Source organism: Herbaspirillum sp. UBA812 (genome assembly GCF_002296545.1).
In the GTDB taxonomy this organism is placed as follows: Bacteria; Pseudomonadota; Gammaproteobacteria; order Burkholderiales; family Burkholderiaceae_D; genus Herbaspirillum; species Herbaspirillum huttiense.
The window spans coordinates 57,745-73,743 of sequence record NZ_DBIC01000161.1 but is presented as its reverse complement, the minus strand read 5'-3'; the positions used below and the strand labels follow the sequence as shown (position 1 = coordinate 73,743).

Genomic DNA, 15,999 nt, shown 5'->3' with positions numbered 1-15,999 from the left:
GCGCAATGGCCACGCGCTGCTGCTCACCGCCGGACAGTTCCAGCGGCTCGCACATGGCCTTCTCCAGCAGGTCGACCTTGTCGAGTGCGGCGCGGGCGCGCTTTTCCGCATCCGGGCGGGAAGAGCCGGTCACGATCAGCGGCAGCATCACGTTGGCCAGCAGATTGCGGTCCAGCAACAGCTTCTGCTGCTGGAAGATCAGCCCCAGGTTGCGTCGCAGGTAGGGCAGGCCGGAAGGTTTCAAGCCCGCGATGTCGGTGCCGCTGACGGTGAGCTTGCCCGAAGTGGGCCGCTCGATGGCCGCGATCATCTTCAGCAGCGTGGACTTGCCGGCACCGGAAGGGCCGGCCAAAAAGATCAATTCGCCCTTCTTCACCGACAACGTGATGTCGCGCAGGGCATAGACCTCGCGCGCGTATTGCTTGGAAACCCGGGTAAATTCAATCATCGGTTCAACTCAGGAGGGCATCGACGAATTCGGTGGCATTGAACGGCTGCAGGTCTTCGATCTTCTCGCCCACGCCGATGAAGTACAGCGGCACCGGGCGGGTCTTGGCGATGGCGGCCAGGATGCCGCCCTTGGCGGTGCCATCGAGCTTGGTCACCACCAGGCCGGTCAGCCCCAGCGCATCATCGAAGGCCTTGACCTGGGCCAGCGCATTCTGGCCGGTGTTGCCGTCGATGACCAGCAGCACTTCGTGTGGTGCCGAGTTCATCGCCTTGGCAATGACCCGCTTGATCTTCTTGAGTTCATCCATCAGGTGCAATTGCGTCGGCAGGCGGCCGGCGGTATCGACCATCACCACGTGGGTGCCGCGCGCCTGCGCCGAATGCACCGAGTCATAGGCGACGGCGGCCGGATCGCCGGATTCCTGCGCGATCACCTGGACGTTGTTGCGCTCGCCCCAGACCGCCAGCTGCTCGCGGGCGGCCGCGCGGAAGGTGTCGCCGGCGGCCAGCAGCACCGACTGGCCGTGCGCCTGCAGATGCAGGGCCAGCTTGCCGATGGTGGTGGTCTTGCCGGCACCGTTGACGCCGGCAATCATCATCACCAGCGGCTTGTCGCGGCCCAGCACCAGCGGGCGCTGCAGCGGCTGCAGCAGGTCGATCAGCAGGGCGCGCAGGGCGGTGCGCACCTGGGCGGCTTCGGTCAGGCGCTCGTTTTTGACCTTTTTCTTCAGTTCGGCCAGCAGCCACTGGGTGGCTTCCACGCCGGCGTCCGATACCAGCAGGGCCGATTCCAGTTCCTCGTACAAGTCTTCATCGATGCGCGCACCCACGAACAGCGTGGTCAGGTTACTCGAGGTCTTGGACAGCCCGGCCTTCAGGCGCGACAGCCACGAGCGCTTGGCCTCGGGCGCCGGTTCCGGCGCGGCGACGATCTCGACTTCTTCTGCCGCAGGCGCTTCGGTGGCGAGCAGTTCAGGTTCCGGCGCAGGCACCGGTTGCGGTGCAGGCGCTACCGGCTCCACCGGCGCTACCGGTGCGGGCGCAGAAACAGGTGGCTCAACGGCAGCAGGGGCAATGGAAGGAGCGGGAGCAGGCTGGGGCGCCGGTTCGGCCTGGGGCGGCAGCGCGGGTTGCGCTTCCGGTTTGGGTTTTCTTTTGAAAAAACTGAACATCGGATGGCGGATAGGCTGGATGGTAGCTGCGGCCGGGGCGGGGGAGGGCGGGACGGCAGGCGCGTGGCTGCCCTGACAACCGCAGTGGACAGGTTACAATTGCCCTTCCACAAGACCCGCGCATGGCCGCCAGGGTCAATGAATCCTGCATTTTATCAGAGCACAGCCCATGAAATCGAAGATCAGAGCCCTCCTGGCCACCGCCCTGCTGAGCCTCCTTGCCGCCACGGCGGCGCAGGTGCGGGCCGAGCCGGCGCGCGAATTCGTGCTGGCCAACGGCATGAAAGTGGTCGTCAAGGAAGACCGGCGCGCCCCCACGGCGGTGCAGATGGTCTGGTACAAGGTCGGCGGCATCGATGAACTCAACGGCACCACGGGGGTATCGCACGCGCTGGAACACATGATGTTCAAGGGCACCAAGAACCACAAGGTCGGCGACTTCAGCCGCCTGGTGGCCGAGCTGGGCGGGCAGGAAAACGCCTTCACCGCCAATGACTTCACCGCCTACTTCCAGCAGATCGAAAAGAGCCATCTGGAAAAGGTGATGGCGCTCGAAGCCGACCGCATGGCCAACCTGCAATTCGACGCCAAGGAATTTGCCAAGGAAATCCGCGTCATCATGGAAGAGCGCCGCTGGCGCACCGATGACCAGCCCATGGGCCTGTTGAACGAAGCCCTGAACGCCGCCGCCTGGACCGCCCACCCCTATCACCACCCCGTGGTCGGCTGGATGGACGACCTGCAGCACATGACGGTGCAGGACATCGCCGGCTGGTATCGCCAGTGGTACGCCCCCAACAACGCCACGCTGGTGGTGGCCGGGGATGTCGATGCCCAGCGCGTGCTGGCGCTGGCCAAAAAATATTTCGGCAAGATCCCGTCCCACCCCGTGCCCCAGGGCAAGCCGCAGAACGAGCCCGAGCAGCTGGGCTTGCGCCGCGTCACCGTCAAGGCACCGGCTGAAAATCCTTATGTGGTGATGGCCTGGAAGGTGCCCGCCCTGCGCAATGTGGAAGCCGACCAGGAAGCCTACGCCCTCGACGTGCTCTCCGCCGTGCTGGATGGCTATGACAATGCCCGCCTGACGGCCAACCTGATCCGCACCGCCAGCCAGGCCACTGCCGTCGGTGCCAGCTACAGCGGTGTAGCACGCGGCCCGGTGCTGTTCACGCTGGAAGGCAGCCCGGCCAATGGCGTTTCCACCGAACAGCTGGAAGGCCTGCTGCGCGCGGAAGTGCAGCGCATCGCCAGCGAAGGCGTCTCCGAGCAGGAACTGCAGCGCGTCAAGACGCAACTGATCGCCTCCCAGGTCTACAAGCGCGATTCCGTCTTCGGCCAGGCCATGGAAATCGGCATGATGGAAACCACCGGCCTGGGCCAGAAGAACATCGACCGCATCATCGACCGCCTGAAAAGCGTGACCGCCGCCCAGGTGCAGGCGGTGGCCCAGAAATACTTCAAGGACGATACGCTTACGGTCGCCACGCTGGTCCCGCTGCCGCTGAACGGCAAGAAGCCCGCCGCGCCGCCGCCCGGCCTGTTGCATTGAGGATTGACGTTTTTTGCATCATTAAGCCGGGATGAATGCTGTATCGAATGGCATTAACGCCGGCTTAATGGTGTATCCCAGTCGCTGAGTTCTTCCTTTCCTGATCGATCGGCTTCTGTTCTTTACGGAGAAAACCATGCCCGTCATCGTCGTCGCCAACCCCAAGGGAGGCGTAGGCAAGACCACCCTGGCCACCAACCTGGCCGGTTATTTCGCAAGCCTTGGCCATGCCGTCATGCTGGGCGACATCGACCGCCAGCAGTCTTCGCGCGCCTGGCTGTCGATCCGTCCGGAACAGGCGCGCCCCATCAGCACCTGGGACATCAACGAGGACTACGTCGCCAAGCCCCCCAAGGGCAGCACCCACGTGGTGCTGGACACGCCGGCCGGGCTGCATGGCTGGCGTCTCAACGATACCCTCAAGCTGGCCGACAAGATCCTGGTACCGCTGCAGCCCTCGATCTTCGACATCCTGGCCACCCAGGATTTCCTGCGCCGCCTGGCCAATGAAAAGGCGGTGCGCGATGGCCAGATCGATGTCGGCATCGTCGGCATGCGGGTCGATGCCCGCACCCGCTCGGCCGAGCAGCTGCAGCGCTTCATCGAGGGCCTGAAGCTGCCGGTGCTGGGCCATCTGCGCGATACCCAGAACTACGTGCAACTGGCTGCACACGGCCTGACCCTGTGGGATATCGCGCCCTCGCGCGTGCAGCGCGATCTCGACCAGTGGCAGCCCATCCTGCAGTGGCTGGGCGGACAGCCGGCCGCTGAGCCCGACCCTGAACAGAACGCCTGACATCACGCTTGCCCCGTCGCTTTCGATTTCCGTTTCCATGAAAAAAATTCTTCCTCTCCTGCTGCTCCCGCTGGCCTTCCTCTGCAGCGCTCCCGCTTCGGCGGCCCTGGCCATCCAGTCCTGGACCCAGCCCGATGGCGCGCGCGTGCTGTTCGTGGCCAATCATTCCATTCCCATGCTGGATGTGAGCGTGCAGTTCGATGCCGGCCAGCGCCGTGATCCCGCCGCCAAGGCCGGTCTGGCCGAGCTGACCGTGGCCAGCCTCACGCGCGGCGTGGAGGCCGCCAACGGCGCGCCGGCACTCACCGAAGCCCAGATCCTCGACGGCTTTGCCGATGTCGCCGCCCAGCAGAATGGCGGGGCCGGGCAGGACCGTGCCGGCGTGAGCCTGCGCAGCCTGTCCTCGCCCGCCGAGCGCGATGCCGCACTGGGTTTGCTGGGCCGCATGCTGGCCCATCCGGCCTTCCCGCAGGCGGGCCTGGAGCGTGACCGTGCGCTGGCCATCGCCAATCTGAAGGAAGAACTGACCAAGCCTGAAACCATCGCCGAGAAGGCCTTCATGGAAGCCGCCTACGGCAGCCATCCCTATGCCGTCGATGCCAGCGAAGCCAGCCTGCAGGCCATCACCCGCGAGGACCTGCTGGCCTTCCATCGCGCCCACTACGTGGCCAACCGCGCCGTGATTGCCCTGATCGGCGACATCACCGAAGCGCAGGCGCGCAGCATCGCCAGCGCCCTCACGCGTGAACTGCCGCAGGGCAGCGCCTTGCCGGCCCTGCCGCAAGTGGCTGCGCCCAAGGGCGTGGAGCGCCGCATCGCCCATCCGGCTTCGCAATCGCACATCCTCATCGGCGCCCCGGCCATCCAGCGCGGCGACAATGATTTCTTTGCACTGACGGTGGGCAACTACGTGCTGGGCGGCGGCGGTTTCGTCTCGCGCCTGACCGATGAAGTGCGCGAGAAGCGTGGCCTCAGCTACAGCGTCTACAGTTATTTCTCGCCGCTGGCGCAGCCGGGTCCGTTTCAGATCGGCCTGCAGACCAAGAAGGAGCAGACCGCCGAAGCCCTGCGCGTGACCCGCGCCACGCTGGACAAATTCCTGCAGGAAGGCCCGACCGCCGCCGAACTGAAGGCCGCCAAGGACAACCTCGCCGGTGGCTTCGCCCTGCGCATCGACAGCAATGCCAAGCTGCTGGAGAACCTTTCGGTGATCGGCTTCTATGGCCTGCCGCTGGATTACCTGGACCACTGGATCGAACGCATCCGCGCGGTGAGCGTGCAGGATGTGCGCGCGGCCTTCCGCAAGCATGTGCATCCGGAAGAATTGTCCACCGTCATCGTCGGTGAAGCCGCCGAGTAAATCATTTAGTTCATTTCGTTTGAGAATCACGGGATCCTCCGGTCCCGTCGACGGCCCCGCCGTCAGCAGCAAGGAAAGTCATGCGCAAGAGCAGTCCCCCCTCCCATGGCACGCCCTCCAAGGGCGGCAAGCCATCCCGGCCCGTCAACCGTGGCCCGCACCAGGTGCGCATCATCGGCGGCCAGTGGAAGCGCACGCCGCTGCCGGTGCTGGACGCCGAAGGCCTGCGTCCGACGCCCGACCGCGTGCGCGAGACCGTCTTCAACTGGATCACCCATCTCATCGATGGTGCCTGGGAGCAGGTGGCTTGCCTGGATCTCTTCGCCGGCTCCGGCGCCCTCGGTTTCGAAGCCGCCAGCCGTGGCGCGCGCCGCGTGGTGATGGTGGAAAACAGTGGCCCGGCCGTGCGCCAGCTGGAAGCCAACCGCGACAAGCTCAAGGCCGACAAGCTGGCCATCGTCCGCGGCGACGCCCTGGCCGCCGTGCAAAGCACGGCCCAGCGCGAGCCCGGGGGCTACAGCCTGGTCTTCATCGATCCGCCGTATCACCAGGGCTGGCTGGAAAAAGTGTTGCCTGCCTGCATGCCTTTGCTCACGCCCTCCGGACTGGTCTATGCCGAAGCCGAATATCCGCTCGACGGCGAGCAGGCCCCCGAATGGATGCAGGACTGGGAAGTGGTCCGCGCCGACAAGGCCGGCATGGTCTTCTATCATTTATTGCAACGCAAAAGCGGCACCCAAATTGAGGCATAATGCGCCTTCTGATTCAATAGCCGGAGAGGAGACACCATGGTCACAGCTGTATATCCGGGGACATTCGATCCGTTGACGCGCGGTCATGAGGACCTGGTCCGCCGCGCTTCCGGATTGTTCGACAAGCTGGTCGTGGGCGTAGCCGACAGCAAGAACAAGAAGCCCTTCTTTTCGCTCGAAGAGCGCCTGTCGATTGCCAACGAAGTGCTGGGGCATTATCCCAATGTGCAGGTGGAGAGCTTCTCGGGCCTGTTGAAGGACTTCGTGCGCCAGAACAATGCGCGCGTCATCGTGCGCGGCCTGCGCGCGGTCTCGGACTTCGAATACGAATTCCAGATGGCCGGCATGAACCGCTACCTGCTGCCGGACGTGGAAACGCTGTTCCTGACGCCGTCCGACCAGTACCAGTTCATCTCCGGCACCATCGTGCGCGAGATTGCACAGCTGGGCGGCGATGTGTCCAAGTTCGTGTTCCCCTCGGTGGAGAAGTGGCTCAAGGAAAAGATCGCCAAGCAGTGATGCCGGCGATGGTCAGGATTCAAGCCAGGCAACAGGCAAGCAAAAGGTAGTGCAATGATGTTTCAAGCAAGCGAGGTGCGGCAATGGCACTGATGATTACCGACGATTGCATCAACTGCGACGTCTGCGAACCGGAATGTCCCAACGAGGCCATCTACATGGGTCCGCAGATCTACGAGATCGATCCGGACAAATGTACCGAATGCGTGGGCCATTTCGAGGAGCCGCAGTGCCAGCAGGTCTGCCCGGTGGCCTGCATCCCCTTCAACCCGGCCTGGCGCGAAAGCCGCGAGCAGTTGATGGACAAGTACGAACGCCTGCAGGCCGAGGCCAAGCGCAGTTGATCGTCCGGTTGCGGCCGTACTGCAATTGAATGCCGTTCAGTGCTGCACTGAACGGCATTTTGCATTCCACCTTCCGTTCGTCCTGAGTAGCCCCTCCGGGGCGTATCGAAGGCGCGCCGATGATTGAAACTCTGGCGCGCCTTCGATACGCCGCTACGCAGCTACTCAGGACGAACGGTTCGCTATAAGCCAACATGAATATGGGTTATGCGCAGAATCTGAAGGAAGCGACGCGTCGAGTCCGTAGATTCTGCTGATGTCACTCCATCCGCTTGAGAAATAACATGCACCCCCTCCCCAAATCCGCCGTCGCCGCCTTGCTGCTCAACACCTTCATCTGGGGCCTGTCCTGGACCGGCACGCGCGCGCTGGAAGGCATGGGCTTGCATCCGGTCTGGGCCACGGCCGCCATCTTCAGCGGCTGTGCGCTCTTGCTGCTGACCCTGCGCCATCGCGAACTGCCGCTGCTGTGGCGCCATCCGGCCCTGCTGGGCGTGGGGCTGGCCACGGGGCTGACCAATGCCTCCTTCAACATGGCGGTGGCCTATGGCGACGTGGTGCGGGTGATCCTGCTGTTCTACCTGATGCCGGTGTGGACCGTGATCCTGGCGCGCCTGGTGCTGCACGAAGCCATCACCCCGCGTTCGCTGGCGCGCGTGGCCCTGGGATTGGGTGGCGCCTTCATCGTGCTGTACCAGCCGCGCCTGGGCCTGCCGCTGCCGCAGAGCCTGCCGGACTGGATGGCGGTGGCCTCGGGCCTGCTGTTTGCGGTGACCAACGTGCTGTTGCGCCGCCTGCATGGCTTCTCCGATGGCACGCGGGCGGTGGCGATGCTGGTGGGGAGCGGGGTCTTTGCCAGCCTGCTGGGCGTGGTGCTGTCGGCGGCCGGGGTGGTGGCCTGGCCGCTGCCCCTGCCGATGGCGGCTGCGCCCGTGGTGGCGCTGTGGGCGGTACTGTTCCTGGTGTCGAACCTGAGCCTGCAATATGGCGTGGCGCGGCTGCCGGCCAACATCGCGGCCGTCATCATGCTGGCCGAAATCCTGGTGGCGACCTTCTCAGCCTGGATGCTGGGCGCGGCCGAGCTGCGGCCGCAGGATCTGATCGGCGGCGTACTCATCATCGCTGCCCCGTGGATCGTGCGCGATCGCCGCGTGGCGGTGCAGCCGGCCTGATCAGCCTCTTATTCGGCCGGTGCCAGCATGACCCGGTTGCGCCCGGCTTCCTTGGCCTGGTAGAGCGCCTGGTCGGCGGCCTTGAGCATGGCCTGCTTGACCTCGGCGGCGGGACGGCTGCGGTCGGGCGGTGACAGCGAGGCCGCGCCGATGGAGGCGCTGATGCGCAGCGGATCGCGCGAGCCTTCGATCATTACGCCACGGCTGCAGATGCCGGCGCGGATACGCTCGGCGATACGTGCGGCGTCGTCCCGCGTAGCATGCGTGAGCAGCACCACGAATTCTTCCCCGCCGAAGCGCCCCAGCGCATCCGACAGGCGCAGTTCCTTCTTGATGCGCGCGGCCACTTCACGCAGCACATCGTCGCCGCTCTGGTGGCCGAACTGGTCGTTGACCCGCTTGAAATGATCGATGTCGATGAACAGGCAAGACAGTGCCGAGCGGTCACGCTGGCTGCGTGCCACTTCTTCCTGCATGCGCTGCTCGATGTAGCGGCGGTTGTTCACGCCGGTCAGCGGATCGGTGAGGCCGATGTGCTTGAGGCGTTCGTTGTTGATGACGTTTTCCAGGCAGATGGCCGCCACGGTCGCCAGGCGCTGGATGAAGTCGGTGGCCAGGCTGCGGGTGAAGCGCTCGGCATAGGCGCTGCCCAGCGACAGGTAGCCCAGCAGGCGGTGCTGGCGCACCAGCGGCAGCACCGCCACGCTCACCGGCTGGTAATGCGGGAACAGCGCGCCGTGCAGCGCCGGCACGTACTGGCCCAGGCGCGGCTTTTCATCGTCCAGCGGGCCATCCTCGTCGATGAAGTGCAGCGGGGCCTTCAGGAACAGCAGCTTGGGGAATTCGTTCACGCCGATCTGCAGGTCGCGCAGGATGCGCTGGATCGCGTAGTCGCCATCGATCAGGGACAGCGTCACCGTCTCCAGGCTGAACACGCCGGGCATCACGGTCAGGATGACGTCAATCAGTTCGCGGAATTCGCTGGCACCGATCAGTTTCAGGTCGAAGGCCTGATGGCGCTCGATGATGGACTGGTTGATGTGCGCCTGCTGCAGCAGCTCCTGCAGCTCGCTCCTCAGTTGCTCGTTGTCGGCAATCAGCGATTCCATATCGATGGTGGCTTTCATGTGCTCATCTGCATTTTCCGGCGTCCGGCCGGCCCCTTGCCCAATCCGGTTGCCCGGTCTCCCTGCGGCCGCGATGTCGCGCGTGCGGCCTGACTGCCTGTATTGCGATTGCCGTGATCCAATCCGACGTTATCGGCAGGGACGGCGGCAAATGAAGCCCGTCCCGCTGTCATTCTTGTGCAGCAAGAAGCGTTCCCGTCCGCTTGCCTGCTGGCGCCGGCTCAGGCGGCCAGGGGCGCGAAGAAGCGCTCGCCCATCTCTTCCAGCCCCAGCGTGCGCAGCACTTCCTGCAGGCGCTCGGCCGGACGGCGGCGCGGCAGGTCGCGGTATTGCGCAATGATCAACTCGTTCTTCATCGAATGTTCCCAGCCCACCAGCTCGGTCACGCTGACCTTGTAGCCATGCGCTTCCAGCTGCAGGCAACGAAGCACGTTGGTGACCTGGCTGCCGAACTCGCGCGTATGCAGCGGATGGCGCCAGATCTCGGTGAGCGAATTGGCAAGCGACTTGCCCTTGTTGCGATTGAGCACCGAGGCCACTTCGGCCTGGCAGCACGGCACCAGCACGATGAAGCGGGCCTGTTTGGCCAGCGCGAAATGGATGGCGTCATCGGTGGCGGTATCGCAGGCGTGCAGGGCGGTAACGACATCGATCTGTTCCGGCAGGCTGGGCGAGGTGATGGAATCGGCCACCGACAGGTTCAGGAAGGACATGCCGCCGAAGCCCAGGCGTGCGGCCAGTTCTTCGGACTTGCGCACCAGCTCTTCGCGCGTTTCGATGCCATAGATGCGCGGTGCCCCTTGCAGGCTTTTGAAGAACAGGTCGTAGAGGATGAAGCCGAGATAGGACTTGCCCGCGCCATGGTCGACCAGGCTCACATCGGGATGATCGTCCAGCACTTCCTGCAGCAGCGGTTCGATGAACTGGTAGAGGTGATAGACCTGTTTCAGTTTGCGGCGGCTGTCCTGGTTCAGCTTGCCGTCGCGCGTCAGGATGTGGAGTTCCTTGAGCAGTTCGATGGATTGGCCGGGGCGGATCTCATGCGCCTGCGGGGCGCTCTCGGCGGCGGGTTTGGCCCGGTTCGGCTGGCGGCCGGGGGCGCTGTTGGCTTGCTTGCTCATGATGCTGCACTGGCGAAGGGCCGGCGCGCAGGCCGGCGGGGTGGATTCGGGGGCAGGGCGGCGAGCTCCGGAGCTCGGCAAAGGCCTGCCGTGGCCGGGCATTTTACCCGATCCCGATGTCAACTTCGTGAAGTGCCGCTGCCGTGCGCGGCATGTTGCAAGCGAGCAAACATGCGCACACGGGCCAGTCTCAAGGGCTCACACCCGTTCGATCACCAGCGCAATGCCCTGGCCCACGCCGATGCACATGGTGCACAGCGCATACCGGCCACCGGTGCGCTCCAGCTGGTTGAGGGCGGTGGTTACCAGCCGCGCGCCGGAAGCCCCCAGCGGGTGGCCGATGGCAATCGCACCGCCATTCGGATTGACGTGCGCGGCATCGTCGGGCAAGCCCAGATCGCGCGTCACCGCCAGTCCCTGTGCGGCAAAGGCTTCGTTCAGTTCGATCACATCCATCTGCGCCAGCGTCAGCCCGACTTGCGCCAATACCTTGCGTGCCGCCGGGGCCGGGCCGAAGCCCATGATGCGCGGCGCGACACCCGCAGTGGCCATGCCCAGCACGCGCGCACGCGGCTTCAGGCGATACAGGTCGGCCGCCTTGGGCGAGGCCAGCAGCAGCGCGCAGGCGCCATCGTTGACGCCGGAGGCATTGCCCGCCGTGACCGTGCCATCGGGACGCACCACGCCCTTGAGTTTGGCCAGCGTGGCCAGGGTGGTGTCCGGGCGCGGATGTTCGTCGGTGGTGACGATGAGCGGATCGCCTTTCTTCTGCGGGATGGCCAGCGGTGCGATCTCGCCGGCGAAGAAACCGGCCTCTTGTGCTGCGGCCCAGCGTTGCTGGCTGCGCAGCGCAAAGGCGTCCTGGTCGGCCCGGTTGATGTTGAAATCGGTGGCGACGTTTTCGGCCGTCTCGGGCATCGAGTCGATGCCGTACTGCGCCTTCATCAGCGGATTGACGAAGCGCCAGCCGATGGTGGTATCGAAGATCGCGGCACTGCGCGAGAAGGCCGAGTCCGCCTTGCCCATTACGAAGGGCGCGCGCGTCATGCTCTCCACGCCGCCGGCGATCATCAGCTGCACCTCGCCCGACTTGATGGCGCGTGCGGCCATGCCCACGGCGTCCAGGCTGGAGCCGCACAGGCGATTGAGAGTCGTGCCCGGTACCTCGATGGGCAAGCCCGCCAGCAGACCTGCCATGCGGGCCACGTTGCGGTTGTCTTCGCCGGCCTGGTTGGCGCAGCCATAGAGGATGTCGTCGACGCGGCGCCAGTCCACGCCGGGGTTGCGCTCCATCAGGCTGCGGATCGGCGCGGCCGCCAGGTCATCGGCGCGCACCGCGCCCAATGCACCGCCATAGCGGCCGAAGGGCGTGCGGATGGCGTCACAGATCAATGCTTCCATAAGTCTCTTTCTTCCTGGATCAAGGGTTGCAGGGCGGGGCATCAGGCCGGAACGGCCGACGTGGCGGCGGCTTCGGCCTTCTTGCGGTGGTCGATCACGCGTTTGGCCTTGCCCACCGAAGTGCGCTCGATCATGCCGGCCGGCACCACCGTCACCTTGGTCGAAATGCCGACATAGGTCTTGATGCTGTGCTGCAGTTCCTTCTCCAGCGCCTCCACGTGTTCGTTGGAGGCATCCTCGCGCAGCTCGGCGAAGACGCACATGCTGTCCATGTGGCCGTGGCGTTCGATCTGCAGCTGGTATTGCGGGGCCAGTTGCGGCAGCTTCAGGATCAGTTCCTCGATCTGGGTCGGGAACACGTTCACGCCACGGATGATGAGCATGTCGTCCGAACGTCCGGTGATCTTGCCGATGCGGCGCATCGCGCGCGAGGTCGGCGGCAACAGGCGCGTGAGGTCGCGCGTGCGGTAGCGGATCATCGGCAGCGCTTCCTTGGTCAGCGAGGTAAAGACCAGTTCGCCTTCAGAGCCATCGGGCAGCACTTCGCCGGTATCCGGGTCGATGATCTCGGGATAGAAGTGGTCTTCCCAGATCACCGGGCCATCCTTGCTCTCGATGCATTCGCTGGCCACGCCCGGCCCCATCACTTCGGAGAGGCCGTAGATGTCCACTGCATCGATGCCGGCGCGTTGCTGGATCTCGCGGCGCATGGCATCGGTCCAGGGCTCGGCGCCGAAGATGCCGACCTTCAGCGAACTGGCCGCCGCATCCAGTCCCTGGCGCTGGAATTCCTCGATCACGTTGAGCATGTAGGAGGGCGTGACCATGATGATGCTGGGTTTGAAATCACGAATGAGCTGCACCTGTTTCTCGGTCTGGCCGCCCGACATGGGGATCACGGTGCAGCCCAGTTTTTCGGCACCATAGTGCGCGCCCAGGCCGCCGGTGAAGAGACCATAGCCATAGGAAATCTGCACGATGTCGCCACGCCGGCCGCCGGCGGCGCGAATGGAGCGCGCCACCACGGTAGCCCAGGTATCGATGTCGTTCTGCGTATAGCCCACCACGGTCGGCTTGCCGGTGGTGCCGCTGGAAGCGTGCACCCGCACCACCTGTTCGCGCGGCACGGCAAACATGCCGAAGGGATAGTGGTCGCGCAGGTCCTGCTTGGTGGTGAAGGGGAATTTGGACAGATCCGACAGGCTCTTGAGGTCGTCCGGATGGACCCCGGCCTGGTCGAAGGCATTGCGGTAGTGCGCCACATTGTCATAGGCGTGCTGCAAGGACCATTTCAGGCGTTGCAGCTGCAGCGCCTGCAGTTCGTCGCGGCTGGCGGTTTCGATGGGTTCCAGATCGCCGGGTTGTGGAGTGCGGGTGGTCATGGTGGTCTCCTGTCTCTGTTGGTATTGGTGTTCTTTTATGCGTGGCCTTGCTGCGCCGCTGGCAGTCCGCTGATCACCTCGCCCTTGATGCGATAGGACTTGCCCCGGAACAGCGCGATGATCTTGCCGTCCTGGTTGCTCACGGTGATGTCGTAGACCCCGGTACGGCCGGCCAGCGTGCGTTCCTGTGCCTCGGCAGTCAGGACGTCATTGCGCAGGGCCGGTGCCACGTATTCGATGCTGCACCCCGATGCCACGGTGTTGAGATTACGGCTGTTGCAGGCAAATGCAAAGCTGCTGTCGGCCAGCGCGAAGATGAAGCCGCCGTGGCAGGTGGCGTGGCCATTGAGCATGTCGCTGCGCACCAGCATGCTCATGCGCGCGCGGCCGGGCGCGACTTCCAGGATCCTCATGCCCAGCGCCTGGGAAGCGTTGTCGCGCGGGAACATGGCCTGTACCGTGGCCTCGGCCAGGGCTTGCGGATCCATCTCGGCAGATGGGAATGACAATGCGGTTTCACTCATGGAATTTCCTTCCGGATGCTTGCAGTCGTTGGAGCAGGGGCGAGACGCGGTAGCGGTCTTCGCCATAGGTGGCACTGAGCTGGCGCAGTACATTGGCGACGGTGTCGACGCCGATGGCATCGGCCCAGGCCAGCGGGCCGCGCGGATAGTTGACGCCCTTCTGCATGGCCAGGTCGGCGTCCTGCTTGCTGCACACGCCCTGGCTGACGGCGTCCGCCGCTTCGTTGATGAGCATGCAGACGGTGCGCATGACCACCATGCCCGGCACGTCCTGCAGCGGCGAGAGGGCAAAGCCGCAGTGTTGCAGCACGCCCGCCACCGCCTCCCAGGCACGGTCGCGGCACTGGTCGGCGCGGGTCAGGGCCAGGCGCGGGGCGGTGGCGTAGTCCAGTGCCAGGTCCACCAGCACCACGTCGGGCATGTTGTAGTCGTAGGATTGCTGGGTCGCGGTGCGCCCGCCGGTCATGTACAGGCGGCCGGGGCCGGCCTTCATCAGCAGATGGTCGGCGCGCGCCTCGCAGTACTCCACGCGGCCCTGATAGCGCGCGCGGATCACTTCCACCAGCGGATGCGTACCGAACAATTGCAGCGGTACCGTGGGCGTGTCGAATGCCGGGACGGTGACTGGCTGTGGCGTTTCCGGTGCCTCGCCATAGCGATAGAAACCGCGTCCGCTCTTGCGCCCGAGGAAGCCGGCGTGTACCAGCTCCTGCTGGATCAGCGAAGGCGTGAAACGCGGATCGTTGAAATACGCCTGGAACACCGATTGCGTGACGGCGAAATTGACGTCATGCCCGATCAGGTCCATCAGCTCGAACGCCCCCATGCGGAAACCGCCGGACTCGCGCAGGATGGCGTCGATGGTAGCGGGCTGCGCACCGCGCTCGTTGAGCACGCGCAAGGCTTCGGCGTAATAGGGACGCGCCAGCCGGTTGACGATGAAGCCCGGTGTCGAGGCGGCCACCACCGGCACCTTGCCCCAGGCCAGCGCGGTGTCATGCAGGCACTGCACCACGGTGGCATCGCTGCATACGCCCCGGATGATTTCCACCAGCGCCATCATCGGCACCGGGTTGAAGAAATGCATGCCGGCCAGACGTTCGGGATGGCGCAGCGTGGCTGCGATCTGGGTGATCGAGATCGAGGAGGTATTGCTGGCCAGGATGCATTGCGCATCGACGATGGCTTCCAGCTTGCCGAACAGTTCCTGCTTGGCCGCCAGCTGTTCGACGATGGCTTCCACCACCAGGCGCGCATCGCGCATTTCCTGCAGCGCGTGGGCTACCGACAGCCGGTCGCTCGCGCCTTGTGCCTGTTCGTGCGTGATCTTGCCCTTGTTGGCCAGCTTGTCGAGGCTGGCGCGGATGTCGGCGATGGCCTTGGCCGCGGCACCGTCGCGACTGTCGTAGAGCTGCACCGGATGGCCGGCGACTGCCGCCACCTGCGCAATGCCGGCGCCCATGGTGCCGCTGCCGATGACAGCGACGCGGGCCGTGGCGGGCAGGGCGTGCGGAGACTCTGCTGCGCTCATGTCATTGTCCCGTGAATTGCGGCGCGCGCTTTTCCAGGAAGGCGCTCACGCCCTCGCGGTAATCGCGGCTGTGGCCGAGGGCACGCATGGTGTCGCGTTCCAGGTCCAGCTGTTCGGGCAGCGTATTGGCCGGGCTGGCATACAGCGTGGCCTTGGTGGCGGCCAGGCCCTTGGTCGGGGCGCGGGCGAAGTGGGTGGCCATGGCATAGGCTTCTTCCATGAGCTTGTCGTCGTCCACGCACTTCCAGATCAGGCCCCAGCGTTCGGCCTGCTCGGCGCTGATCTTCTCGCCCAGCAGTGCCATGCCCATGGCGCGCGCCGTGCCCACCAGGCGCGGCAGGAAATAGGTGCCGCCAGTATCGGGGATCAGTCCCAGCTTGCAGAACACTTCCACGAAGCTGGCCGAGCGCGCGGCCAGCACGATATCGCAGGCCAGCGGCAGGTTGGCGCCCGCACCGGCGGCGACGCCATTGACGGCGCAGATCACCGGGAAGGGCAGCGCCCGCAGTGACTTCACCAGCGGACCGTAGTACTTGTCGATGGATTCGCCCAGGTCGACGGCACCGTCGCCGGGTTTGACGGCGCGGTCGCCCAGGTCCTGGCCGGCACAGAAACCGCGACCGGCCCCGGTGAGCAGCAACACCCGCACGCTGGTGTCGGCCTGCAGCGTGGCGATGGCCTCGCGCAATTCCAGGTGCATGGCCACGGTGAAGCTGTTGAGCTTGTCGGGGCGGTTCAGGGTGATGACGGCGATGCCGTCATGGTTCTCGAAGAGGATGGTGGAGTCGCTCATGGGCTC

The 15,999-nt window shown here is 65.1% G+C and carries 16 protein-coding genes; 7 read left to right on the top strand and 9 right to left on the bottom strand.

Annotated elements, in window-relative coordinates:
* Positions 1-448, bottom strand: a 448-nt coding sequence (locus B3873_RS10825) for a cell division ATP-binding protein FtsE (RefSeq protein ID WP_286865947.1), incomplete at its 3' end; no start/stop codon positions are given.
* 4 nt (positions 449-452) lie between these two features.
* Positions 453-1,622 (bottom strand): signal recognition particle-docking protein FtsY, encoded by a 1,170-nt coding sequence (gene ftsY / locus B3873_RS10820; protein WP_286865945.1) that lies wholly within the window; start codon positions 1,620-1,622, stop codon positions 453-455.
* Between the two features lie 169 nt (positions 1,623-1,791).
* Between ftsY and B3873_RS10815 the strand changes: the two genes are divergently transcribed.
* The 7 genes from B3873_RS10815 to B3873_RS10785 all read left to right on the top strand — a co-directional run bounded on the left by B3873_RS10815 (position 1,792) and on the right by B3873_RS10785 (position 8,114).
* A complete protein-coding gene (locus B3873_RS10815; protein ID WP_286865943.1) occupies positions 1,792-3,171 on the top strand; it encodes a M16 family metallopeptidase in 1,380 nt (459 codons plus the stop codon).
* A 136-nt stretch (positions 3,172-3,307) separates the two neighbouring features.
* Positions 3,308-3,967, top strand: a complete 660-nt coding sequence (locus tag B3873_RS10810) for a ParA family protein (protein ID WP_209532664.1) — start codon at positions 3,308-3,310, stop codon at positions 3,965-3,967.
* Positions 3,968-4,004: 37 nt separating this feature from the next.
* Entirely contained in the window at positions 4,005-5,327 is a 1,323-nt protein-coding gene (locus B3873_RS10805) for a M16 family metallopeptidase (RefSeq protein WP_209532666.1), read from the top strand.
* A gap of 80 nt (positions 5,328-5,407) precedes the next feature.
* Complete coding sequence (rsmD, locus tag B3873_RS10800) at positions 5,408-6,079, top strand: 16S rRNA (guanine(966)-N(2))-methyltransferase RsmD (RefSeq protein ID WP_286865937.1); 672 nt, start codon at positions 5,408-5,410, stop codon at positions 6,077-6,079.
* 36 nt (positions 6,080-6,115) lie between these two features.
* Positions 6,116-6,598: a pantetheine-phosphate adenylyltransferase gene (gene coaD / locus B3873_RS10795; protein WP_006461533.1), complete on the top strand. Its 483-nt coding sequence runs from the start codon at positions 6,116-6,118 to the stop codon at positions 6,596-6,598.
* Positions 6,599-6,681: 83 nt separating this feature from the next.
* Positions 6,682-6,942 (top strand): YfhL family 4Fe-4S dicluster ferredoxin, encoded by a 261-nt coding sequence (locus B3873_RS10790; RefSeq protein WP_034330680.1) that lies wholly within the window; start codon positions 6,682-6,684, stop codon positions 6,940-6,942.
* 284 nt (positions 6,943-7,226) lie between these two features.
* Positions 7,227-8,114, top strand: coding sequence for a DMT family transporter (locus B3873_RS10785; protein WP_286865930.1), 888 nt, complete (start codon positions 7,227-7,229; stop codon positions 8,112-8,114).
* A gap of 8 nt (positions 8,115-8,122) precedes the next feature.
* Here the strand turns inward: B3873_RS10785 and B3873_RS10780 are convergent, their stop codons facing one another.
* From B3873_RS10780 to paaG, 7 genes are all read right to left on the bottom strand, one after another.
* Entirely contained in the window at positions 8,123-9,241 is a 1,119-nt protein-coding gene (locus tag B3873_RS10780) for a sensor domain-containing diguanylate cyclase (protein WP_034330685.1), read from the bottom strand.
* Positions 9,242-9,462: 221 nt separating this feature from the next.
* Positions 9,463-10,362, bottom strand: a complete 900-nt coding sequence (locus B3873_RS10775; protein ID WP_034330751.1) for a class I SAM-dependent methyltransferase — start codon at positions 10,360-10,362, stop codon at positions 9,463-9,465.
* A 198-nt stretch (positions 10,363-10,560) separates the two neighbouring features.
* Entirely contained in the window at positions 10,561-11,763 is a 1,203-nt protein-coding gene (gene pcaF, locus B3873_RS10770) for a 3-oxoadipyl-CoA thiolase (protein WP_286865927.1), read from the bottom strand.
* Positions 11,764-11,804: 41 nt separating this feature from the next.
* Entirely contained in the window at positions 11,805-13,145 is a 1,341-nt protein-coding gene (gene paaK / locus B3873_RS10765; RefSeq protein WP_121040464.1) for a phenylacetate--CoA ligase PaaK, read from the bottom strand.
* 35 nt (positions 13,146-13,180) lie between these two features.
* Positions 13,181-13,669 (bottom strand): hydroxyphenylacetyl-CoA thioesterase PaaI, encoded by a 489-nt coding sequence (gene paaI / locus B3873_RS10760; protein WP_121040462.1) that lies wholly within the window; start codon positions 13,667-13,669, stop codon positions 13,181-13,183.
* Entirely contained in the window at positions 13,662-15,200 is a 1,539-nt protein-coding gene (locus B3873_RS10755) for a 3-hydroxyacyl-CoA dehydrogenase (RefSeq protein WP_286865923.1), read from the bottom strand. The genes paaI and B3873_RS10755 overlap by 8 nt, the downstream gene beginning before the upstream one ends.
* Position 15,201: 1 nt before the next feature.
* Entirely contained in the window at positions 15,202-15,993 is a 792-nt protein-coding gene (gene paaG / locus B3873_RS10750; protein ID WP_134223489.1) for a 2-(1,2-epoxy-1,2-dihydrophenyl)acetyl-CoA isomerase PaaG, read from the bottom strand.
* Positions 15,994-15,999 lie beyond the last annotated feature (6 nt).